Here is an 18547-nt window from a genome sequence, read left to right on the forward strand (position 1 = left end):
AACCATGCTACCGATCCGCCGTGACATCCATTTCGACCTGCCCGCCGAACGCATCACCGACTGGCACGAGCAGGGCCCGTTCATCACGCATTTCTTCAATGCGTTGTCGCTGCTGTTTCCCCAGGGCGAGCTGTTTTTCATGGACAGCGTGCGCCACTACCGCTCGCAGATCAGTGACCCCGAGCTGAAAAAACAGATCCAGGGGTTTATCGGCCAGGAAGCCATGCACAGCCGTGAACACGTGGCCTACAACGACCTGCTGCACGCCGCCGGCCTGCCCGCGCGCACCCTGGATCGGCGCCTGAAGTTCATCCTCGACCTGCAGAAAAAACACTGCGCGCCCGCCTTCAACCTGGCGATCACCATTGCCCTTGAGCACTACACGGCGATGCTCGCGGAGATTCTGCTGAGCGACCCGTCACGCTTCGGCACGTCCCTCAAGGGCTACCAGCAGATGTGGTACTGGCATGCCCTGGAAGAGACCGAACACAAGGCTGTGGCTTTCGATGTGTGGAACGCGGTGATCAAGCCGGGACCCAAGCGCTACCTGCTGCGTACCGGCGCCATGCTGAGCACCACGTTGCTCTTCTGGCTGACGGTGCTGGATTTCCATGTGCGCCTACTGATTGCCGACCGCCAATCCGTGGGGTTCGTGAAGGGGTTCTGGCGCATGCTGAAGTTTCTGTATGGGCCCAGGGGGGTGTTCCCACGGATGCTGGTGCCGTGGCTGCATTACTTCAAACCCGGCTTTCATCCGTGGGACCACGACAACCGTGAGCGCCTGGCGGCAATCGACGGCCTGGTCGAAGACATCGAACACACCCGGCGCGGTTATTAGGCTGACGCCAGGCGCGAATGCCGTCTGCCGTGCCCCCACCGGCTATTCAGCAACGCTGGGGGGCGCCGCCGATCTGCTATTGTTTTCGCCCGATTTCACCCGATTTGGAGCAAACCATTGTCGCAACCCGGCGAAAACCACCAGCGCGCGCTGGACAGATTCCTCAACGAACACCCCGAAGTGGCTACGCAACTGGACACCCTGAACCCGCTGGCTGCCCAGGCCAAGGGCGAAACCCTGGAAGAGTACCGCGCCGAACGCCTGCACGAAGCCTTTGAGGCGCAGGCCGAACGCGAGGGCCTGTTTGCCTGGGAATTGACCCTCAAGCTGACCGCCGACTCCGCCGCAGCCTTCGAGGCGCAGCGCCTTGAGGTGCACAAGGAAGTGGCGCAAATGGCCGGCTTGAGTTGGGCCGAATACTGCCAGTTGCACGACCTGCCCGGCTGAGGCCCGGACCACCGGCACCCGCGTCGTCGCCCGACCTGATTCACAGTTGCTCCGGCAGGCGGAAGGTGCGCCAGGCCGCCATCTGGAACGGGCTCGGCGTGCGCGGGCTGGTGAGCAGGTAATTGGCGCGCAGGCCGGCCAGGTCAGCCTTGAGTATGTGCGCGTGCATGCCGCTCGCCGGCTCGCTCTGCATCAGCTCGAAGAACCGGAACAACGACCAGTCCCCGCTGTTTTTTTCGATGCCCAGCGGGCGCTGTGCCCGACGCTCCAGCACCAGGCTGCTGCGGCCGTTGCCCGCCTCGCCGGGCCAGTGGAACGCCATGGGCACGATCGGGCCATGCCGGTATTCCAACTGGCGATCGCCCACGCGCAGGATCGCCCGACTGACCGCCTGGTCCAGACTGTAGGGCGCCAGGGTGAAGCGCACAGCCCATTCACCGTGTTCCTCGGTGAAAAACCCTTGGCGAATCGTCTGGGCCTTGGTCAATTGCTCCAACACCCCACGTGACACCGGCAGGCTGCGTCCATCCAGGCCACGCATTCGATAGCGGCTGCCCTCCACGCTGACGAACGCGCGCAAGTAGCCGTCATAAAAGCGCGCCATGGCGCCCGACGGTTTGAAGAACGCCTGGAAATCGCCCAGGGCAACGTCACTCGCGGCATGGGCATTGAACGGGTAGCGGCGCTGGATCGCCCTGGCGTAAAAACCGTAGACCTCGCTCTGGTACCGCTGATTCACGTACCCATAGGCCTCATCGAGCAGGTGGCGCCAGGTGTCATCGGCAATGGCTTCAAACCAGCCCCGCAGCGGCAGCGGCAAGCGAGCGGCGGCATCGCGCAGATCGCTCAATGCCGGCTGCTGCCCGTCCATGCGCTGCCTGGCCAGTTTGAACGCTGCGTGCTCCGGCGAGCTCTCCCGACCCAGCGCCGTCAATTGCAGGCGTAATTCGTCGAGCCGGCGCATGGCCTGCGTCAACTCGGCAGTGGGGTTCTGCTGCTCGTCGAGCAAGGCATGCAACGGCTCGAAGCGCCGTTGCAAGGCACGCCGGGCCGTATCCGGGAGGGTTTTGCCAGGAAACGGCACGACGAGTGCGTCGGATACCGCCGCGCTGAGTTCGCCGACCGGCTCGCGCACCGCGTCGAGCCGGTCGGGTGTTGGTAGCAATCGGGTGTTTTCGCGCACCTGCTGCAATAGCTGCACCAGGGCGGATTGGGCCGACGTCAGGTTCGCGAGCTGATCGGCACCGTGCTTCAGGTTCTCGCTGTCGCGCAGGCGCACCTGGCCCAGGGCATGACTCCAGGCATCGGCGTATTCACTGAAATAGCGCTGTTCCAGTTCCAGCATCAACCGGCGCAGATCCATGGCGCTCAGGTCCGTCCCTTCCCCCAGCACCCAGTTGTCCTGGGCAATCGCATTGACCAGCCGAGGGCCCTGCTTGTCGAAATAGCGCAGATACCTTTGGCTGTAGAAGCCGGGTATGGGCGGCTCAGGCTGGGTAAACACCCGACCATCGGTCAGGCGCTGGGGCGCCAGGTCGCGGGCATGTTCTCGCAGCGCGCGGTAGACCACCTCCGCCAGCGATTCGCCCCGCAGGGCCTGGCGTGCCTGGGCCACCAGCCCATCGTTCAGCGCGGCGTCGAAGGGCAGCGCCAGCAGCCGCTCAAGGTGGGCATTCAAACGCGCCTGCGTCGACGTGTCCCCGGCATAGCGGGCGGACCAGTGGCCGGCCATATGCTCGGCCAGCCAGACGCTGTCGCGGCGCTCGCGCAGGTTGAGCATCAGGTACGCGCGCAAGGTGTCCAGCAAGCGCGCGCGCTCGCCAAGACTGGCACTCACCTGCTCTTCGAGCAGGCTGGCCACCTGGGGCAGCAATAGCTCGTGCAAGCTGGCTTCATAGGCAGAGGTCAGCAGCGGCCGGCTGACCTCGCCCTGATACAACCCCGCCCGGTCCATCCAGCGCACATCCACCTGCGCGGGGAACACCTGCGTCGCGGCCAGGCGCCGGTCCAGCAGCGTCAGCAACGCCAAGGTCGGGTCCGCATCGGGTGGGCTGGGCGACAAGGGTTCGCTCAGTGCGTGCAACTGCGCCAGGCGCTGATGGTTGAATGCATAACTGTGCCCCCACAACGCCGCCGCACTGCCGATCACCAGCAGCGCGGCCAGCACCAGCCCGGCTTGGCGGCGACGGATACGCTGGCGTTCCGGCGTATCCAGGCCGGCCAGCCCGGCCTCGGCAAAAATCACGCGGTTGAACAGGCCCTGGACAAACTGGGCACGCCGCTCGCGCGTCTGCGCACGGCTGAGGTAGACGCCTCGCAGACCGTTGATACGCTGATAGCGGTGAGCGGAAAATGCCGACTCGACAAACAGGTTCAAGCGCTCGCCCAGGCCTGCGGCCTGGCGTGGAAAGTCGAGCATGCGCCCACGGCGCTCGACATTTCGCTCCCGATGCAGACGTGGGATCAACTCGGTCGCCAAACGTTGCAACAGCGCCTCGAAGGCTTCACGCACCTGGGTGATATCGGTTCCGGCGGCGTCGGCGACCAGACTCGCGCCCAGTACGTCGTGCGCGTCATCGCCCTGCTGCTCATCGAAAAACTCGTCAAACCCCGGCAACCGGTCGGCCTGGGTCAACACCAGGTACACCGGTACATCCGCATGCAGAGTCTGCCGGATATCCTGCAGCCGCCCATGCACCTGCCGCGCATGCTGCTCCAGGTCGTGCCGATGGCTGCCCAACAGCGTCTCCACCGACAACGTCACCACCACGCCGTTGAGGGGCCGCGTCCGGCGTCGCGAACGCAATAGGCCGAGCAACGTCGACCAGCCCGCGCCGTCCAGCGCCGGGTCGGGCTGGGCCAGGAAACGGCCGGCGGTCTCTACCAGCACGGCGTCGTCAGCGAAATACCAGTCGCAATAGGCGGTTGCCCCCGGCGCGGTCGTCTCGGCCCGATCGAGTGGAACGTGCGATCCCAGGGCCGCCACCAGCGCGGTTTTGCCGCTGCCCGGCGGCCCGATCAACAGGTACCACGGCACCTCGTGACGCCAGCGTTCGCTGCGCCCGGCGTAACGCTGCGCGGTTTTCAGCGCCTGTACGGCCTCCTTGAACCGCCCCCGCACCTGGTTTCGTTCGGCGCTCAACTGTCCTTGGCGTTGCGGCTGTTCCGGCGGGTCGAGCCGAGCGGCGCGGCGCCCGCCCACCCTGACCATCGCCAGGCCCCACAGCAGGAACAGGCCGCTGATGGTCAGCAAACGCGCGGTCGCGCTGTGCCAGAATCGATGGTCGTCCACCGCCAGCAACGGCCCGAAAAACCACACCAGCAGCGCACCCGACAGCACCAGCAATAGGCTCCAGACCCAGGTGTTGCGCAGCACCGCGCCCGCGCCCTTGAAGAATGCGTTCATTGATTGCTCCCAGCGTTACAAGGGCGTGCGAGTCGAGTCCGACGCCACCGGTTGAAAAGATTGCAGCGCCGCCCTGCGCTCCTGGCCCAGCACCCAGGCAAACCCCGAGTACATCGCCAGCAGGCAGACCAACACCGCTGTCGCGGTCCAGCCGACGCTGAGCCGGCGCACCCGGGCAGGCGGCGGCGTGTCCGGCACTGGCGGCGCAGCTAGGGAAAACCGCGCACCGCGCACATGTCGAATCTGTCGGTACAAGGCGTCGCGTATCACCTCAAGCTCGGCCCCTCCCCGTTCCATGACGCGGTATTTGCCTTCGAAGCCCATCGCCAGGCACAGGTACATCAGTTCCAGCAGAGCCACGTGTTTCACCGGGTCGCGGGACAGGTTCGCCAGCAGTTGGAAGCATTTCTCGCCCCCGAAGGTCTCGTTGTGAAAACGACTCAACAGGCTGCTCCTGGACCAGTCGCTACGACCGCCCCACGCGGTGGTGACCACCGCCTCGTCAATCACGCTGCACAGCACATAGCGCGCCGACAGCACCTGATCCGCTTCGACGCCCTGATGCCGGGCCTGCGCCTCGAACATGCTGATGCCCGACGACAAGCGCTCATTGAGCGCATGCAGACTTTCACGGCCGCCACCGGCCTTGAGCTGGGCCACTTGCGACAGGAGTTCCCACGCCGCCGCCACCAGGGGATTGGGCGCCTTATCCAAGCCTTGCAGCCCCTGCACGCGGGCGGTGTGGATCATCCGCTCGCGCAGTCGCTCGAAACGCGGCGGCGCGGGGAAGTCCGTCAGCGCGCCCTGCGCCGGGCCGACGCCGTCACGGTCGAGCAACACGGTTTTTTCGTCCTGCGGGTAATCCTTGTCCAGCGTCATGAGGTTCAGTTCCTGATGGCCCAGAAGTTGAGCTCCAGCTCGGTGAACTCACCGCTGGCGTGGAAGGCAAAACCGCCCGACTGCTCCAACTGCGCGATGTCACGGGCACTGAGGTCGAGCATGAAATAGGTCTTGCCGGCGTGGAACGGAATCTGGCGCGGCGCCACCGGCAGGGGCTGCACCTTGATCCCGGCGAGGTGCAGGTTGACCAGCTCGCGGATGCGCTCCACGGGGCCGATCTTCAGGTGCGCTGGCAGTCGGTGACGCAGCTCTTCGGCCTCGCACTGCGCCGTAGCGGCCAGGACAAAGGTCGCCGTGCCGAGTAAGCCGAGATCGTTCACCGGGCAGACCAGCACGCCGTATTGGCGCGGTTGCAGGGGCAGTTCGATGGCGTGCTGTTCCAGGACCCACGACAACACGCTGCGAATGCTGTGCATCAATCCGCGAAAACTCGCGCCCTGGTCAGCGTGCTGGTACTGCCCGTCCAATTGCACGCGCCGGTTGTCGGGGTTGAAGGTCGACAACTCGGCGAGCATCGACAGCAACTCCCGGTACACCCCATGCGGACGCACCTGAGGCTGGCTCAAGCAGTGATGCAATATCGCTTGCACACGGTTGATCAGTTGCAGCATCAGCAGCTCGCCGACCTGCGCGCCTCCCGCCGTCCCGCCGGTTCCCTGGATGCGTGCGGCAATCGCATCGCCACGGGTCGTCAGCAGGCTGAGCACTTCCTTGATGCACGACGACACATACCCCGAGCCCTGGAGATAGATAAACGTCGGCACGAAATCCGGGTCCAGGCGCACGCCGCTTTCGCGGGTCGAGTCCAGTACCCGGGCGACCTGGAGTTTCACGTAGAACGGGTCACTCGGCTGCTCTCCCAGCGTCAGGCGCAGATCCGGGCGGGCGCAGTGGATCTGGCAACGGGCATCGACGCCGGCATTGGAGTCGCCAATCTCCGTTTCCCAGGCGACGTAGCGCGCCATTACCTCGGGTTGCTCCTGCTTGCGCACCTCGACCTGATGGTCGGTGGCCAGCGGCAGCGCCAGGTACACGGCTTGCCCGTCGGCGCTGGCCGGCACCTGCAGCACCAGGGGTTCCATCGCGCCGCTCAGCTCGAACAGGCTACCGTCGGGCAATACACCGCTGGCCTGGCTGACCACCACCTTGCCCATGTTGAGGTATTGCAGGTCGAGGTCGAGGCTGAGGAATCCCCAGGCATCGCACGCCAGCAGCCGCGTCCGGTTGAGCTGGCGATGGTAGTAGCGGTCGCTGTGTTGCAGGTGTTGGGGCCGCAGCAGCATGCCTTCCTGCCAGATAACGTTATGCACCTGCATATCAATGCTCCTTACTGTCGCGGTGAACGGCGTCTGTGTGTACATCGCCCAGGGGGATCTTCAAGTGCGCCAGGCGGTAGAGCAGCGTGCGCCGCGCAATGCCCAACTCACGCGCGGCATGGGTGCGGTTGCCACCGTGCTTGCGCAGACAGTCGATCAGCAGCACCCGCTCCACCCGCTCCATGCGTTGGCGGAGCGTGGTATTCCCGGTTTCATTGGCGGTGGCCTGGGACAGGGACAAATGGGCCGGCAAAATCACACCCTCATCGCAGAGCAGCACCGCACGTTCCACCAGGTATTTGAGCTCGCGGACATTGCCGGGGAAACCATGGTTGGACAGCCGATCCAGGGCCGCACTCGACCAGCCCACGGCGGCGCGTCCCTGGGCCGCACAGGCCTGTTGCGCAAAATGTCGCGCCAACAGCAGCACATCGCCGTCACGCTCACGCAGGGCCGGCAACGCGATGGGAAATTGCGCCAGGCGGAAATACAGGTCCTCGCGAAAACTGCCCTGGGCGACCATCGCCGGGAGGTCACGGTGGGTTGCGGCAATGATGCGCACGTCGACCTTGTGCGCCGCACTGGTGCCGAGGGGGCGAATTTCGCCTTCCTGCAACACCCGCAGCAACTTGACCTGCAGCGCCAGCGGCAGATCGCCGATTTCGTCGAGCAGCAACGTGCCGCCGTGAGCCGCGTCAAACAACCCCGCATGGTTGCGATCAGCCCCGGTGAAGGCCCCCTTGCGATAGCCGAACAGCTCGCTTTCCAGCAAGCCTTCGGGAAAGGCCGCACAGTTCTGCACCACGAATACGTTGCCACGGCGTGGCCCGGCGGCATGGATGGCCCGCGCCACCAGTTCTTTACCGGTGCCGGTCTCACCGCGCAGCAGCACGGTGCGGGCGGTATTGAGCACCTTGCCGATCAAGCGACAGGTTTCAGCCATGGCCGCGCTATTGCCGATCAACCCGAACGCCCCATGCCCCACCAGCGCGCCGCACATGGGCAAGGCGACCGTGTGCGCCAGAGGGTCGAGCACATGTTCCATTTTCATTGCATTCATCCCTATCGAGCGTTGCTGGCAACGATGACCACACCATCGGCGCACTCATGCCCCAGCCAACTGGTCCAACCGAGGCGACACACGTTGTGTTCGCCAAGGTGCAACGGCCTGATCTCTTCCTTGGCCAGCACCAGGCGCACGTCGTATTCCAACGGATCACGGGCGGTCAGACGCACCAATGAACACAGCAGCGGGTAGTCCGTCCCCGTCGGGAGAAAGCCATGGAAGCGCCGCCAACTCAGGCCCTTTATATGCACCCTGAACTTGCCGCTGCGATCGGCGACCCGGCTGCCCAACACCTGGTCATGACCGAGCACACTGTTGGCGCCGCCGAGCCGATTGCGCTGCGATTCGACGATGTCCACCGTGCGCTCGACCCATTGCTCGATAAACACAGGGTTGTGCTTGAAGTAGTAACGCAGCACCGTCTCGATCAAGGCGGCCGAATGTGCGCGCAGGCCCAGCAACCCCAGGTAGGGCAACAAGCGCTTGCAGTCCACTTGCGCCGTGGTGCGGATCTGCTGGCCGCGCAATCCGATCAAGGCAAACATCTGCTCGGAAAAAGCATCCCGCGCGCCACTCTGGAAGCGCGCGTGATAACGGTATTTGCGCCAGATCGGCAGCATCAGCCGTTGCAGGCGGTGATGAAACAGGTCAAGAAAATCGCGGGTCGCCCTGCCACTCAAGCCATCGCCCAGCGCCTGCTCGCCATAGAACGCCGGCAACGGCGAACCCGCGCCATACAGGCCCAGCACGTTGAGGCGCAGGCGCGCGCGCACTTGCCCGTGTTCGACGAAAAATTCCAGCCGATCAATGTCGTGGCCGGGAAACCCGAGGCCTGGGTTGGCCTGGAATTCCAGGCGGTCATACAACGCGTCGTCGTCCAGCGTCGGGTACTCGACGCGCAAACGCTGGATCACCTGCATCACCGCCTGGAACAGCGAGTATTCGCGGATGACACAGGACAGTGCCGTCAAAGCAGGGGCTGCTGGCCCATCCGGGGTGGCCATAGGTACACGTCTCCTTGTGTGCTGGTGACTCGCAGTTCGTGGTAGGCATTAAGGCTGGCGTAGAGTGCGAAGAACTCGTTGAGCACCGACGCGAACACAAACACTTCGCCCTGGCCCAGGAAGCCTTGTGGATCGACCGTCAGGTCAATCCGCAAGCCCCGGAACGGCAAGCCACGGTGCAAACGGTCGACGGCCGTGTGGCTGACCGAGCGCAATGCGCCTAGCCGGCGTTCGCTGACCTTTTGCGCCTGGCGGTCGTGGTAGCGCGGCAGGTCGTAGGTTTCGAGGATGACTCGCAACGCCTGGATGTCGCTCAATGACAGGTAGTTGAGCGACAGGTTGCTGATCAGCCGCCAAAGAAAATCCTGCTCCAGCGGCGGCGAGAAACTCGCGGTCGGCGCGCAGATATTGCGAAACGACAAGCCCTGGGGCGTCTGCTCGCACGCGCGGTTGATCGCGCCGATCGGCAGTTGCCGTGGCAGGTTGTGGTTGGTGCAAGTCAGCTCGACCGACAGCGTGTGCAGGTCTTGCTGCGCGCCGTTGGCAAACCCCAACCAGGTATCGAGCCCGGCGTGCCGGGGGCACGGGCGTTGGCGGATGCTGTAGCTGGGGGCCGCCGTGGTGGCGTCGCTGTCATGCTCGAAGGATTCAAACGGCACGTACGTTTGATAACCGAGGCCGGCGGGATGCCAACCGGTGACGCGGTCGACCGAAAACACACAGGCGTTCTCCCGCGAATACTCACCCGGCATCAACAGGTATTCATCCTGCTTGCCATCCAGGCGAATCGGCAGCGCGTCATGCTTGAACAGGTTGACGATGGGCGTGCAGTACAGCTTTACGTTGTCCAGGCCGGGCTGCCGGGGCTCACGCCAGGGTTGACGCAGCTCGAAGCGCATGACCACGCCGCACACCTGCGTGAGCTGCTCAGGGGGCAACCGCTGCAGCACATCCAGCCCGCACACATCGACAAACAGGTACTTGTCGGGAAAGACGAAGTATTCCTGCAGGTGTCGATACCCGCGAAAGGTGTTCATCGGATAAGGAATCAACGCCTGCTCCTCGCTGAACCCCACCGGCTGCACCTGCTCGGCGCCCAGTCGCAACGAAAGGGCCTGGCCCTGGTGTGCGCGGACCGGCAGGCCATCGCGGTCGAACGGCAGCAACTCGACACCCTCGAGGTGGCGCAACAGGCTCAGGTACAACCCTTGGCCGATACAGCGATCACCCGCCAGGTGCAGGCGCAACCGCTCGAACGCGCACGTGCTGAAAGGCGCTCCAGCACTGATCTCCAGGTGCAGGCTCAACGTGGCGCGTTCACCCTGCGCGCTGAAATCCACGGCTTTCAGTTGCAGCGGCAGGACCTGGGTGTCGTAGCAGGTTCGAAAGCGGCAGTGCTGGCCATGCACGGCTGTGCTTTCCACCGGTGTATCCCGCGCCACCGTGACGCCGGGGCCGGCGTGCTTCAGCGGGTCGAACTGCAAGATGCTGAACGCGGGCATCGGCCGCATGTAGTTGGGCCACAGTAAATGCATCAAGGCATGGGTCAGCTCAGGCAGTTCGTCATCCAGCTTCTGCCGCAAGCGCCCCGTGAGAAAGGCAAAGCCTTCGAGCAAGCGCTCCACATCCGGGTCCTGGCCGGCCTCGGCCAGAAACGGCGCGAGCGCAGGATTGCGTTCGGAGAACTGCCGCCCGAGTTGGCGCAGTGCGCTGAGCTCGCTTTGGTAATAACGATTAAAGGACATGCGCCCAGACCTCGCTGCGCCGCGCACCCCGCAGCCGTTGGTGATGGAGCATCGCCTGGCCGCTGCTCATGCTTTATCCAGCTTGCCAACCAGGGACAGGGTGAAATCCGCCCCCATGTACTTGAAGTGCGGCCGCACACTCAGGTTGACGCGGTACCAGCCCGGCTCGCCCTCGACGTCACTGACGACAATGCGGGCCGCACGCAACGGCCGCCGCCCACGCACTTCGGCGCTGGGGTTTTCCTGGTCGGCCACGTACTGGCGAATCCACTGGTTGAGCTCGCGCTCCAGGTCGGTGCGTTCCTTCCATGCACCCAACTGCTCACGCTGCAAGACCTTGAGGTAATGGGCCAGACGGTTGACCACCATCATGTAGGGCAATTGGGTACCCAGGCGGTCATTCAACTCGGCCTGCCGGCCCTCGGCGCCGAAGCCGAACTGTTTGGGCTTTTGCACCGAGTTGGCGGAGAAGAACGCGGCATTGTCGCTGCCCTTGCGCATCGTCAAGGCAATGAAGCCCTGCTGTGCCAGTTCGTATTCACGGCGGTCGGACACCAATACTTCGGTGGGCATCCTGGTCTCGATTGCGCTCAGGCTCTGGAAGTCATGCGAGGGCAAGTCGTCCACCGCCCCTCCGCTGTGCGGGCCAATGATGTTCGGGCACCAGCGAAACCGCGCGAAGCTGTCGGTCAAGCGGCTGGCGAAGGCGTAGGCGGTGTTGCCCCACAGGTAGTGTTCGTGGCTGTTCACCACGTTTTCCCGGTAGGCAAAGCTCTTGAGCGGCGCTTCAAGCGGGTCGTAGGGCGTGCGCAGCAAGAAACGCGGCAGGGTCAGCCCGATATAGCGCGCGTCTTCGCTCTGGCGAAAGCTTTGCCATTTGGCAAACTGCGGCCCATCGAAATGGTCATTGAGGTCCTTGAGGTCGGGCAGGCCGGTGAAACGGTCCAGGCCGAAGAACCCCGGCCCGGCTGCGGCGATAAAGGGCGCATGGGCCATGCACGCCACACTGGAGACGTATTGCAGCAACTTCACGTCGGGCGCGCTGGGGGATAGAAAATAGTCGGCGATGATCGCGCCCACGGGCTGGCCACCGAACTGGCCGTACTCGGCGCTGTAGACATGTTTGTACAGCCCGGACTGGGTCACCTCCGGCGCGTCTTCGAAGTCGTCGAACAGGTCTTGGCGGGAGACGTTGAGCCATTCGATCTGGATGTTTTCGCGAAAATCGGTGCGTTCGACCAGCCACTGCAGCCCCCTCCAGGCAGCTTCCAGCGCCTGGAAATCGGGGTGGTGCAAAATCTCATCCATTTGTCGACTGAGCCGGGTGTCGATCTCGGCGATCATTCGGTCGACCAGGCGTTTCTTCACGGGCTCGTCGCGGTTATGCGGCTTGATCAGTTCTGCGATAAAGGCCGAGACACCGCGCTTGGCGATGCGGTAAGTCTCGTCGTCCATACTCAGCACCGTCTGGGCAACGAGGGTGTCGAGGAGGCTGCGTTGAGCAACGGGTTGAGCGGGCAGCGCGCCTGGCTGGGTGATCATGGAGTCAGTGTCCTTTGACTGAAAATGTCAGGCGGCCGGGCTGCCAAGCCCCAATTCCGCCAGGACCCGCACACAACTCATCAATACAGAAAAGTTCAACCAAGCATGTATTAACCACGCTTATTACCACGCGTTGAACTTCGCCCTATTGGCCGCGAAGTGCGCAAACCTTAGTCATGCAAAGAACATTCGACAAGCCACGGCGCGGCACTTAAGGAATCTCCTACACCCTAATTAAATCAAGGCTTTCGCAACATTTTGCGCCAGCCTTGTTTCACTGCCGGATAAGTCCCACGCGCAACTAAATACGAACTTACGCGTAACTTTCCCTTTGCTATTCAACCGACACTCATCCCCTGACGGTTATTACCGCCTTTACTGTCATCTTCGGTCTTTCGTCAAAGGCTAAACCATCGCCAGCGCATGCTTGCGCTTGGGCGCCCCGAATACGCGGTCGATGGCGTCCAGATCGTGTTCATCCAAGCGCAGATTGGCAGCCGCGGCATTGAGACGCACATGCTCAGGATTGACCGCCTTGGGGATGGCGATCACACCGTCCTGGCGAATGACCCAGGCCAGGGCGACCTGGGCCGGCGTGACTTCATGGCGATGGGCGATCTGTTTGAGGGTCGGGCTGGACAGCAACGCGCCGCCCTGGGCGATCGGACAGTAGGCCATCAACGGCAAATGGTGTTGTTGCCACCAGGGCAGCAGGTCGAACTCGATACCGCGCTCTTCGATGTTGTAGAGCACCTGATTGGTAGCACAGGCCGGGGATGCGAGTGCCTGCAGGTCGGCCACGTCGAAATTGGACACGCCCCAACGCCCGATCTTGCCGGCTTCGCGCAGACGCTCGAAGGCTTCGACGGTTTCTTCGAGGGGATGCTGGCCGCGCCAATGCAACAGATACAGATCGATGTAGTCGGTGCCCAGACGTTGGAGGCTGGCCTCGCAGGCCCGGGGCACGCCCTTGCGGCTGGCGTTGTGCGGGTAGACCTTGCTGACCAGGAACACCTGCTCGCGCCTGCCGCGAATGGCCTCGCCCACTACCGTTTCGGCGCCGCCCTCGCCATACATCTCGGCGGTGTCGATCAGGCTCATGCCCACGTCGATCCCCAATTGCAGCGCCGCGGCTTCGGCGCGATAGCGGTCAGGGTCTTCGCCCATGCGCCAAGTGCCCTGGCCGATGACAGGGACGGGCACGCCCGCCAGATCAATGCTGCGCATGACAACCTCCTGATAAATTCGCGGATTAACAATGTGGCATTGGCCGGACAAAAGGGTTCAATCGAAGTATGGTTGCCCTCTGCCAAGTCGCCAGGAAGAACCTGCAATGCTGTTTGTCGTGATGCTCGGGGGCAAGCACCCCAGGGCGAAAATCGAAGTGCACGATGTGGTATTCGCCGTGGCGGATACGCTGCAAGCCACCTACCCGCAACTGCGCGACGCCTGGTTCGGCGGCCCCAAGGGTGTGCATATCGACTCATGGATGGCAGTGGACGGCGTAGACGGCTGGAAAATCCACCTCAGCCCCCTGGCCCCCGCCGCCGACGCCCACCACCTGTACTTCCTCAACCTCGGCGGCTATGAGGCCAACAGCTTCGGCGAAGCCCATCACTACCTGCTGGTCGTCGCCCGCAACAAACAGGACGCCACCCGCCAGGGCAAGGAACAAATGCTACGCCACTGGTCCCAGGCCCACACCGACGGCGTACTGGATATCGACGACTGCCTGCCCATCGATCTGGTGGATGGCCGGTACCTGCACCTTGTCCAGGCCCCGCACCGGCCAATCGTGCAGCACAATGACTATATCGTCCTGCCCTGAGCCCACCCGATCAACGACCGGGAACTTTGCCAGGAAATAACCGCCTGAATCCGGTACCCTGCCCCTTTTTCACTCAAGGAGTTAATCCCCATGGCCAAAGCCACCGCCCGCCACATCCTCGTGTCCACTGAAGAAAAGTGCAACGAACTCAAAGCCCAAATCGAAGGCGGCGCTGATTTCGCAGAAGTCGCCAAAGCCAACTCCAGCTGCCCATCCAGCCGCCAAGGCGGTGACCTGGGTTCGTTCGGTCCAGGCCAGATGGTCAAAGAATTCGACACCGTCGTCTTCAGCGCCCCGGTCAACACCGTGCAAGGCCCGGTGAAAACCCAGTTCGGTTATCACCTGCTGGAAGTCACCAGCCGCCAGGACTGATCCCGTCCGCGCTGAGACTTCATACAACGGCCCGCCTTTTGGTGGGCCGTTGTGCATGGGATGACTGGCGATGCTCAGACCGTTAGCGTACAAAGCCCTATTCTTCTCCTCCCGGCGCTCAAGGCTAATAATGCGACTGGCTTTTTCGACTCTATTTAGCTCTACCCTGGCCCTGCTGCTGGCCAGCACCGCTGTGATCGCGGCCCCGCAAACCTATCTGACCGTGTACGGCGAACCGGCCAAATACCCCGCTGGCTTCAGCCATTTCGACTACACCAACCCCAACGCCCCCAAGGGCGGCAGCCTGCGGCGTTCGGCCATCGAGATCGGGCGTTTCGACCATGTACTGCCCTATATCGACAAAGGCATCGGCGTGTCCCAGGTCGACGGCTGGCTGTATTCGCCCCTGGCCCAGCGTTCCCTGGATGAGCCCTACACGGTCTACGGCCTGGTGGCCGAGAAGATGGACCGCGCCGACGATGGCCTGTCCCTGCGCTTCTTCCTCAACCCCAAGGCGCGTTTCGCCGATGGCACGCCGATCACCGCCGAAGACGTGCGCTACAGCTTCGACCTGCTGATGACCCAGGGCAGCCTGCGCTTTCGCACCGTGTTCGCCGACGTCAAGCACGTCGAGGTCGAAGGCCCGCGCCAGGTGCGCTTCGATTTCTCCAGCAACGAAAACCGCACCCTGCCCCTGGATATCGCCGTCCTGCCGGTGTTCCCCGAGCACTGGTGGAAAACCCGCGACTTCGCCAACGGCGGCGGCTACGAAGCCCCGCTGGGCAGCGGCCCGTACAAGATCAGCAAAATCGACGCTGGCAGCACCATCACCTTCACCCGCGACCCCAACTGGTGGGGCAAGGACTTGCCCGTCAGCCGTGGCCTGTACAACTTCGATCACCTGAGCCTGGAATTCTTCGGCGACACCGAAGTGGCGCGCCAGGTGCTGCGCGGCGGCGCCTACGATTTCAACCGTGAGTTCTCCGCCACCGGCTATTCGATCGGCTACAACGGCCCGGCCCTGGACGACGGGCGCCTGCAACGCGCGCACTTGGCCAAAGAGATGTCGCAACCGGCCCAGGGCTATGTGTTCAACGTGCAAAACCCGATGTTCAAGGACCGCCGCGTTCGTCAGGCCCTGGCCATGCTGTGGGATTTCGAATGGGCCAACCGGCAGATGATGCGCTCCATGTACATCCGCCAGCAGAGCTTTTTCTCCAACAGCCCATTGGCCGCCACCCAACTGCCCAGCCCCGAAGAACTGGCGATCCTGGAACCCTTGCGCGGCCAGGTGCCCGACGAGGTGTTCACCCAGGTGTTCAAGGCGCCGGTCACCGATGGCAGCGGCATGATCCGTGACAAGCAACTGCAAGCCCTGGCGCTGCTCAAGGAAGCCGGCTGGAAACCCGACGGCGACAAGCTGGTCAACGCCGAGGGCGAGCCACTGGAGTTCACCTTCCTCAATGCCCAGGCCGGCCTGGAACGCCTGTTGCTGCCGTACAAGCGCAACCTGGCGCAGATCGGCATCACCCTGAACATCCGCCGCATCGACTCCTCGCAGTACGTCAACCGCCTGATGACACGGGACTACGACATGATCGTCACCGGCTTCCCGGTCACCACCTCGCCGGGCATGGAGCTGTACAACTATTTCGGCTCCTCCGCCGCGTTCGACCCCGGCGCCAACAACTACATCGTGCTCAAGGACCCGGCCGTCGACAGCCTGATCAAGGGCCTGGTGAAAGCCGACACCCAGGCGCAGATGCTCACCTATGCCCACGCCCTGGACCGGGTGCTGCAATGGAATTACCTGTGGATTCCCAATTACTACCCGCCGGGCACCTCCGCCGCGTGGTGGAACCGCTTCGGGCGCCCGGCCATCGAGGCGAAGAATGACGAAGCCCTGGAAACCTGGTGGGAAATCAGCCCCACGCCACTGACGAACGAACAAATGAAAACCGCGCTGAAAAAACACCCGGGAGCCCGCTGATGTTTGCCTATATCGTGCGGCGCCTGCTGCTGATCATCCCGACACTGGTGATCATCCTGCTGGTCAATTTCGTGATCGTGCAGGCCGCGCCGGGCGGCCCGGTGGAACAGGCCATCGCCCACCTGCAGGGCATCGGCGGCGGTGCCATCGGCGGTTCCGCCAGCGAAGGCCTCAGCAGCGGCTCCCGCGCCAGCCGCGGCCTGGACCCGAAACTGATCAAGGACATCGAAAAACAATACGGCTTCGACAAGCCCGCACCGGAACGCCTGTGGCTGATGCTCAAGAGCTACGCCCAACTGGATTTCGGCAACAGCTTCTTTCGCGGCGCGACCGTCACCGACCTGATCCTGGAAAAAATGCCGGTCACCATTTCCCTCGGCCTGTGGGCCACGCTGATCACCTACCTGGTGTCGATCCCCCTGGGGATTCGCAAGGCGGTGCGTCATGGCAGCAGCTTCGATGTGTGGAGCAGCACCGCGATCGTCATCGGTTACGCAATGCCGGCGTTTCTGTTCGCGATGTTCCTGATCGTGGTGTTCGCCGGCGGCACCTCGCTGAACTGGTTTCCGGTGCGCGGCCTGGTCTCGGAAAACTTCGATGAACTGAGCACGGTGGGCAAGATCGCCGACTATTTCTGGCACCTGGTATTACCGGTCACGTCGCTGGTGATCGGCGGGTTCGCCACCCTGACCATCCTCACCAAAAACTCGTTCCTCAACGAAATCACGCGCCAGTACGTGGTCACCGCCCGCGCCAAAGGCTTGAGCGAACGGCAGGTGCTGTACGGCCATGTGTTCCGTAACGCGATGCTGCTGGTGATCTCGGGGATTCCCCAGGCGTTCATCAGCGTGTTCTTTGCCGGCTCCCTGCTGATCGAAGTGATCTTCTCCCTCGACGGCCTGGGGCGCATGAGCTACGAAGCCGCCGTGTCCCGCGATTACCCGGTGGTGTTCGGTTCGCTGTTTATCTTCACCCTGTTCGGCCTCTTGATAAAACTGATCGGCGACCTCTGCTACACCCTGGTGGACCCGCGTATCGACTTCGCCGCGAGGAACGCCTGATGCTCAATCTGTCTCCCGTGGCCCGTCGACGTTTCGAGCGGTTCAAGAAGAACCGGCGTGGCTGGTGGTCGCTGTGGCTGTTCATCGGCCTGTTCATCCTGACCCTGGGCGGCGAGTTGATCGCCAATGACAAGCCCTTGGTGCTGAGCTTCAAGAACGAGCTGTATTTCCCGGTGTTCAAGCGCTACACCGAGCAGCAATTCGGCGGCCAACTGCCGTTCCAGGCCGATTACCGCAGCGACTACGTGCAAAAGCTGATCAAGCAGGACGGCGGCTGGATGCTGTTCCCACCGGTGCCCTTCAGCGACGACACGCCCAACTATGAACTGACCCGCCCTGCCCCGAGCCCGCCGTCGGCGGTGAACTGGCTGGGAACCGATGACCAGTCGCGGGATGTGCTGGCGCGGGTGATCTTCGGGGCGCGGGTGTCGATCCTGTTCGCCCTGGCGCTCACCGCGATCAGCGCGTCCATCGGCATTGCAGCGGGCGCCTTGCAGGGTTACTACGGCGGTTGGGTCGACCTGATCGGCCAGCGCGTGCTGGAGGTGTGGTCCGGGCTGCCGGTGCTGTACCTGCTGATCATCCTGTCGGGCTTTGTCGAACCGAATTTCTGGTGGCTGCTGGGGATCATGGCGCTGTTTTCCTGGCTGGCGCTGGTGGACGTGGTGCGCGCCGAGTTCCTGCGCGGGCGCAACCTCGAATACGTCAAGGCCGCGCGGGCCCTGGGCCTGGGCGATGGCAAGATCATTCGCCGGCACATCCTGCCCAACGCCATGACCGCCACCCTGAGCTACCTGCCGTTCATTCTGACCGGGGCGATTTCCACCTTGAGCGCCCTGGATTTCCTCGGCTTCGGCATGCCGGCGGGCAGCGCGTCGCTGGGTGAATTGATCGCCCAGGGCAAGCAGAACCTGCAAGCGCCGTGGCTGGGCCTGACGGCCTTTTTCACCTTGGCGCTGATCCTGTCGCTGCTGGTATTTATCGGCGAGGCGTTGCGTGACGCCTTCGACCCCCGTTCATGAGTGAGTGCGT

The 18547-nt window shown here is 63.4% G+C and carries 14 protein-coding genes and 1 pseudogene; 7 read left to right on the plus strand and 8 right to left on the minus strand.

What is annotated here, in order from left to right:
- Positions 1–4: 4 nt before the first annotated feature.
- Positions 5–838 (plus strand): metal-dependent hydrolase, encoded by an 834-nt coding sequence (locus ACLH0J_RS20695; RefSeq protein WP_411388793.1) that lies wholly within the window; start codon positions 5–7, stop codon positions 836–838.
- A gap of 117 nt (positions 839–955) precedes the next feature.
- Complete coding sequence (locus tag ACLH0J_RS20700) at positions 956–1285, plus strand: DUF6388 family protein (RefSeq protein WP_411388794.1); 330 nt, start codon at positions 956–958, stop codon at positions 1283–1285.
- A 40-nt stretch (positions 1286–1325) separates the two neighbouring features.
- Here ACLH0J_RS20700 and tssM read toward each other — a convergent pair whose 3' ends face one another.
- The 8 genes and pseudogenes from tssM to ACLH0J_RS20740 all read right to left on the minus strand — a co-directional run bounded on the left by tssM (position 1326) and on the right by ACLH0J_RS20740 (position 13491).
- Positions 1326–4691, minus strand: coding sequence for a type VI secretion system membrane subunit TssM (gene tssM / locus ACLH0J_RS20705; RefSeq protein WP_411388795.1), 3366 nt, complete (start codon positions 4689–4691; stop codon positions 1326–1328).
- Between the two features lie 15 nt (positions 4692–4706).
- On the minus strand, positions 4707–5570 hold the full coding sequence (gene icmH / locus ACLH0J_RS20710; protein WP_411388796.1) for a type IVB secretion system protein IcmH/DotU: 864 nt from the start codon (positions 5568–5570) through the stop codon (positions 4707–4709).
- A gap of 5 nt (positions 5571–5575) precedes the next feature.
- Positions 5576–6907 (minus strand): type VI secretion system baseplate subunit TssK, encoded by a 1332-nt coding sequence (tssK, locus tag ACLH0J_RS20715; protein ID WP_411388797.1) that lies wholly within the window; start codon positions 6905–6907, stop codon positions 5576–5578.
- 1 nt (position 6908) lies between these two features.
- Positions 6909–7880: pseudogene (locus tag ACLH0J_RS20720) on the minus strand (sigma-54 interaction domain-containing protein); the annotation flags it as partial.
- A gap of 89 nt (positions 7881–7969) precedes the next feature.
- Positions 7970–8977, minus strand: a complete 1008-nt coding sequence (gene tssG / locus ACLH0J_RS20725) for a type VI secretion system baseplate subunit TssG (protein ID WP_411388798.1) — start codon at positions 8975–8977, stop codon at positions 7970–7972.
- A complete protein-coding gene (tssF, locus tag ACLH0J_RS20730) occupies positions 8941–10722 on the minus strand; it encodes a type VI secretion system baseplate subunit TssF (RefSeq protein ID WP_411388799.1) in 1782 nt (593 codons plus the stop codon). The genes tssG and tssF overlap by 37 nt, the downstream gene beginning before the upstream one ends.
- Before the next feature lie 66 nt (positions 10723–10788).
- The gene (gene tssC, locus ACLH0J_RS20735; RefSeq protein WP_411388800.1) at positions 10789–12264 is read right to left on the minus strand and encodes a type VI secretion system contractile sheath large subunit; all 1476 of its coding nucleotides are present in this window, start codon (positions 12262–12264) and stop codon (positions 10789–10791) included.
- 405 nt (positions 12265–12669) lie between these two features.
- A complete protein-coding gene (locus ACLH0J_RS20740; RefSeq protein ID WP_411388801.1) occupies positions 12670–13491 on the minus strand; it encodes an aldo/keto reductase in 822 nt (273 codons plus the stop codon).
- Between the two features lie 106 nt (positions 13492–13597).
- Between ACLH0J_RS20740 and ACLH0J_RS20745 the strand changes: the two genes are divergently transcribed.
- The 5 genes from ACLH0J_RS20745 (at position 13598) to ACLH0J_RS20765 (ending at position 18537) form a co-directional block, all read left to right on the plus strand.
- Positions 13598–14092: a DUF1543 domain-containing protein gene (locus ACLH0J_RS20745; RefSeq protein WP_411388802.1), complete on the plus strand. Its 495-nt coding sequence runs from the start codon at positions 13598–13600 to the stop codon at positions 14090–14092.
- 90 nt (positions 14093–14182) lie between these two features.
- Entirely contained in the window at positions 14183–14464 is a 282-nt protein-coding gene (locus ACLH0J_RS20750) for a peptidylprolyl isomerase (RefSeq protein ID WP_010564634.1), read from the plus strand.
- Positions 14465–14594: 130 nt separating this feature from the next.
- Positions 14595–16454 carry an extracellular solute-binding protein gene (locus tag ACLH0J_RS20755; protein WP_411388803.1) on the plus strand — a complete coding sequence of 620 codons (1860 nt, stop codon included), beginning with the start codon at positions 14595–14597 and terminating at the stop codon, positions 16452–16454.
- A complete protein-coding gene (locus tag ACLH0J_RS20760) occupies positions 16454–17515 on the plus strand; it encodes a microcin C ABC transporter permease YejB (protein ID WP_411388804.1) in 1062 nt (353 codons plus the stop codon). The genes ACLH0J_RS20755 and ACLH0J_RS20760 overlap by 1 nt, the downstream gene beginning before the upstream one ends.
- Complete coding sequence (locus ACLH0J_RS20765; protein WP_010564631.1) at positions 17515–18537, plus strand: ABC transporter permease; 1023 nt, start codon at positions 17515–17517, stop codon at positions 18535–18537. The genes ACLH0J_RS20760 and ACLH0J_RS20765 overlap by 1 nt, the downstream gene beginning before the upstream one ends.
- Positions 18538–18547: the final 10 nt, after the last annotated feature.

This window comes from Pseudomonas sp. MPB23 (assembly GCF_046605395.1).
Classification (GTDB): domain Bacteria; phylum Pseudomonadota; class Gammaproteobacteria; order Pseudomonadales; family Pseudomonadaceae; genus Aquipseudomonas.

Bases quoted from the DNA above. Each gene is read 5' to 3' on its own strand.
- ACLH0J_RS20695 (WP_411388793.1), top strand. From the start codon at position 5: ATGCTACCGATCCGCCGTGACATCCATTTCGACCTGCCCGCCGAACGC.
- tssM (WP_411388795.1), bottom strand. From the start codon at position 4,691: ATGAACGCATTCTTCAAGGGCGCGGGCGCGGTGCTGCGCAACACCTGG.
- icmH (WP_411388796.1), bottom strand. From the start codon at position 5,570: ATGACGCTGGACAAGGATTACCCGCAGGACGAAAAAACCGTGTTGCTC.
- tssK (WP_411388797.1), bottom strand. From the start codon at position 6,907: ATGCAGGTGCATAACGTTATCTGGCAGGAAGGCATGCTGCTGCGGCCC.
- tssG (WP_411388798.1), bottom strand. From the start codon at position 8,977: ATGGCCACCCCGGATGGGCCAGCAGCCCCTGCTTTGACGGCACTGTCC.
- tssF (WP_411388799.1), bottom strand. From the start codon at position 10,722: ATGTCCTTTAATCGTTATTACCAAAGCGAGCTCAGCGCACTGCGCCAA.
- tssC (WP_411388800.1), bottom strand. From the start codon at position 12,264: ATGATCACCCAGCCAGGCGCGCTGCCCGCTCAACCCGTTGCTCAACGC.
- ACLH0J_RS20740 (WP_411388801.1), bottom strand. From the start codon at position 13,491: ATGCGCAGCATTGATCTGGCGGGCGTGCCCGTCCCTGTCATCGGCCAG.
- ACLH0J_RS20745 (WP_411388802.1), top strand. From the start codon at position 13,598: ATGCTGTTTGTCGTGATGCTCGGGGGCAAGCACCCCAGGGCGAAAATC.
- ACLH0J_RS20750 (WP_010564634.1), top strand. From the start codon at position 14,183: ATGGCCAAAGCCACCGCCCGCCACATCCTCGTGTCCACTGAAGAAAAG.
- ACLH0J_RS20755 (WP_411388803.1), top strand. From the start codon at position 14,595: ATGCGACTGGCTTTTTCGACTCTATTTAGCTCTACCCTGGCCCTGCTG.
- ACLH0J_RS20760 (WP_411388804.1), top strand. From the start codon at position 16,454: ATGTTTGCCTATATCGTGCGGCGCCTGCTGCTGATCATCCCGACACTG.
- ACLH0J_RS20765 (WP_010564631.1), top strand. From the start codon at position 17,515: ATGCTCAATCTGTCTCCCGTGGCCCGTCGACGTTTCGAGCGGTTCAAG.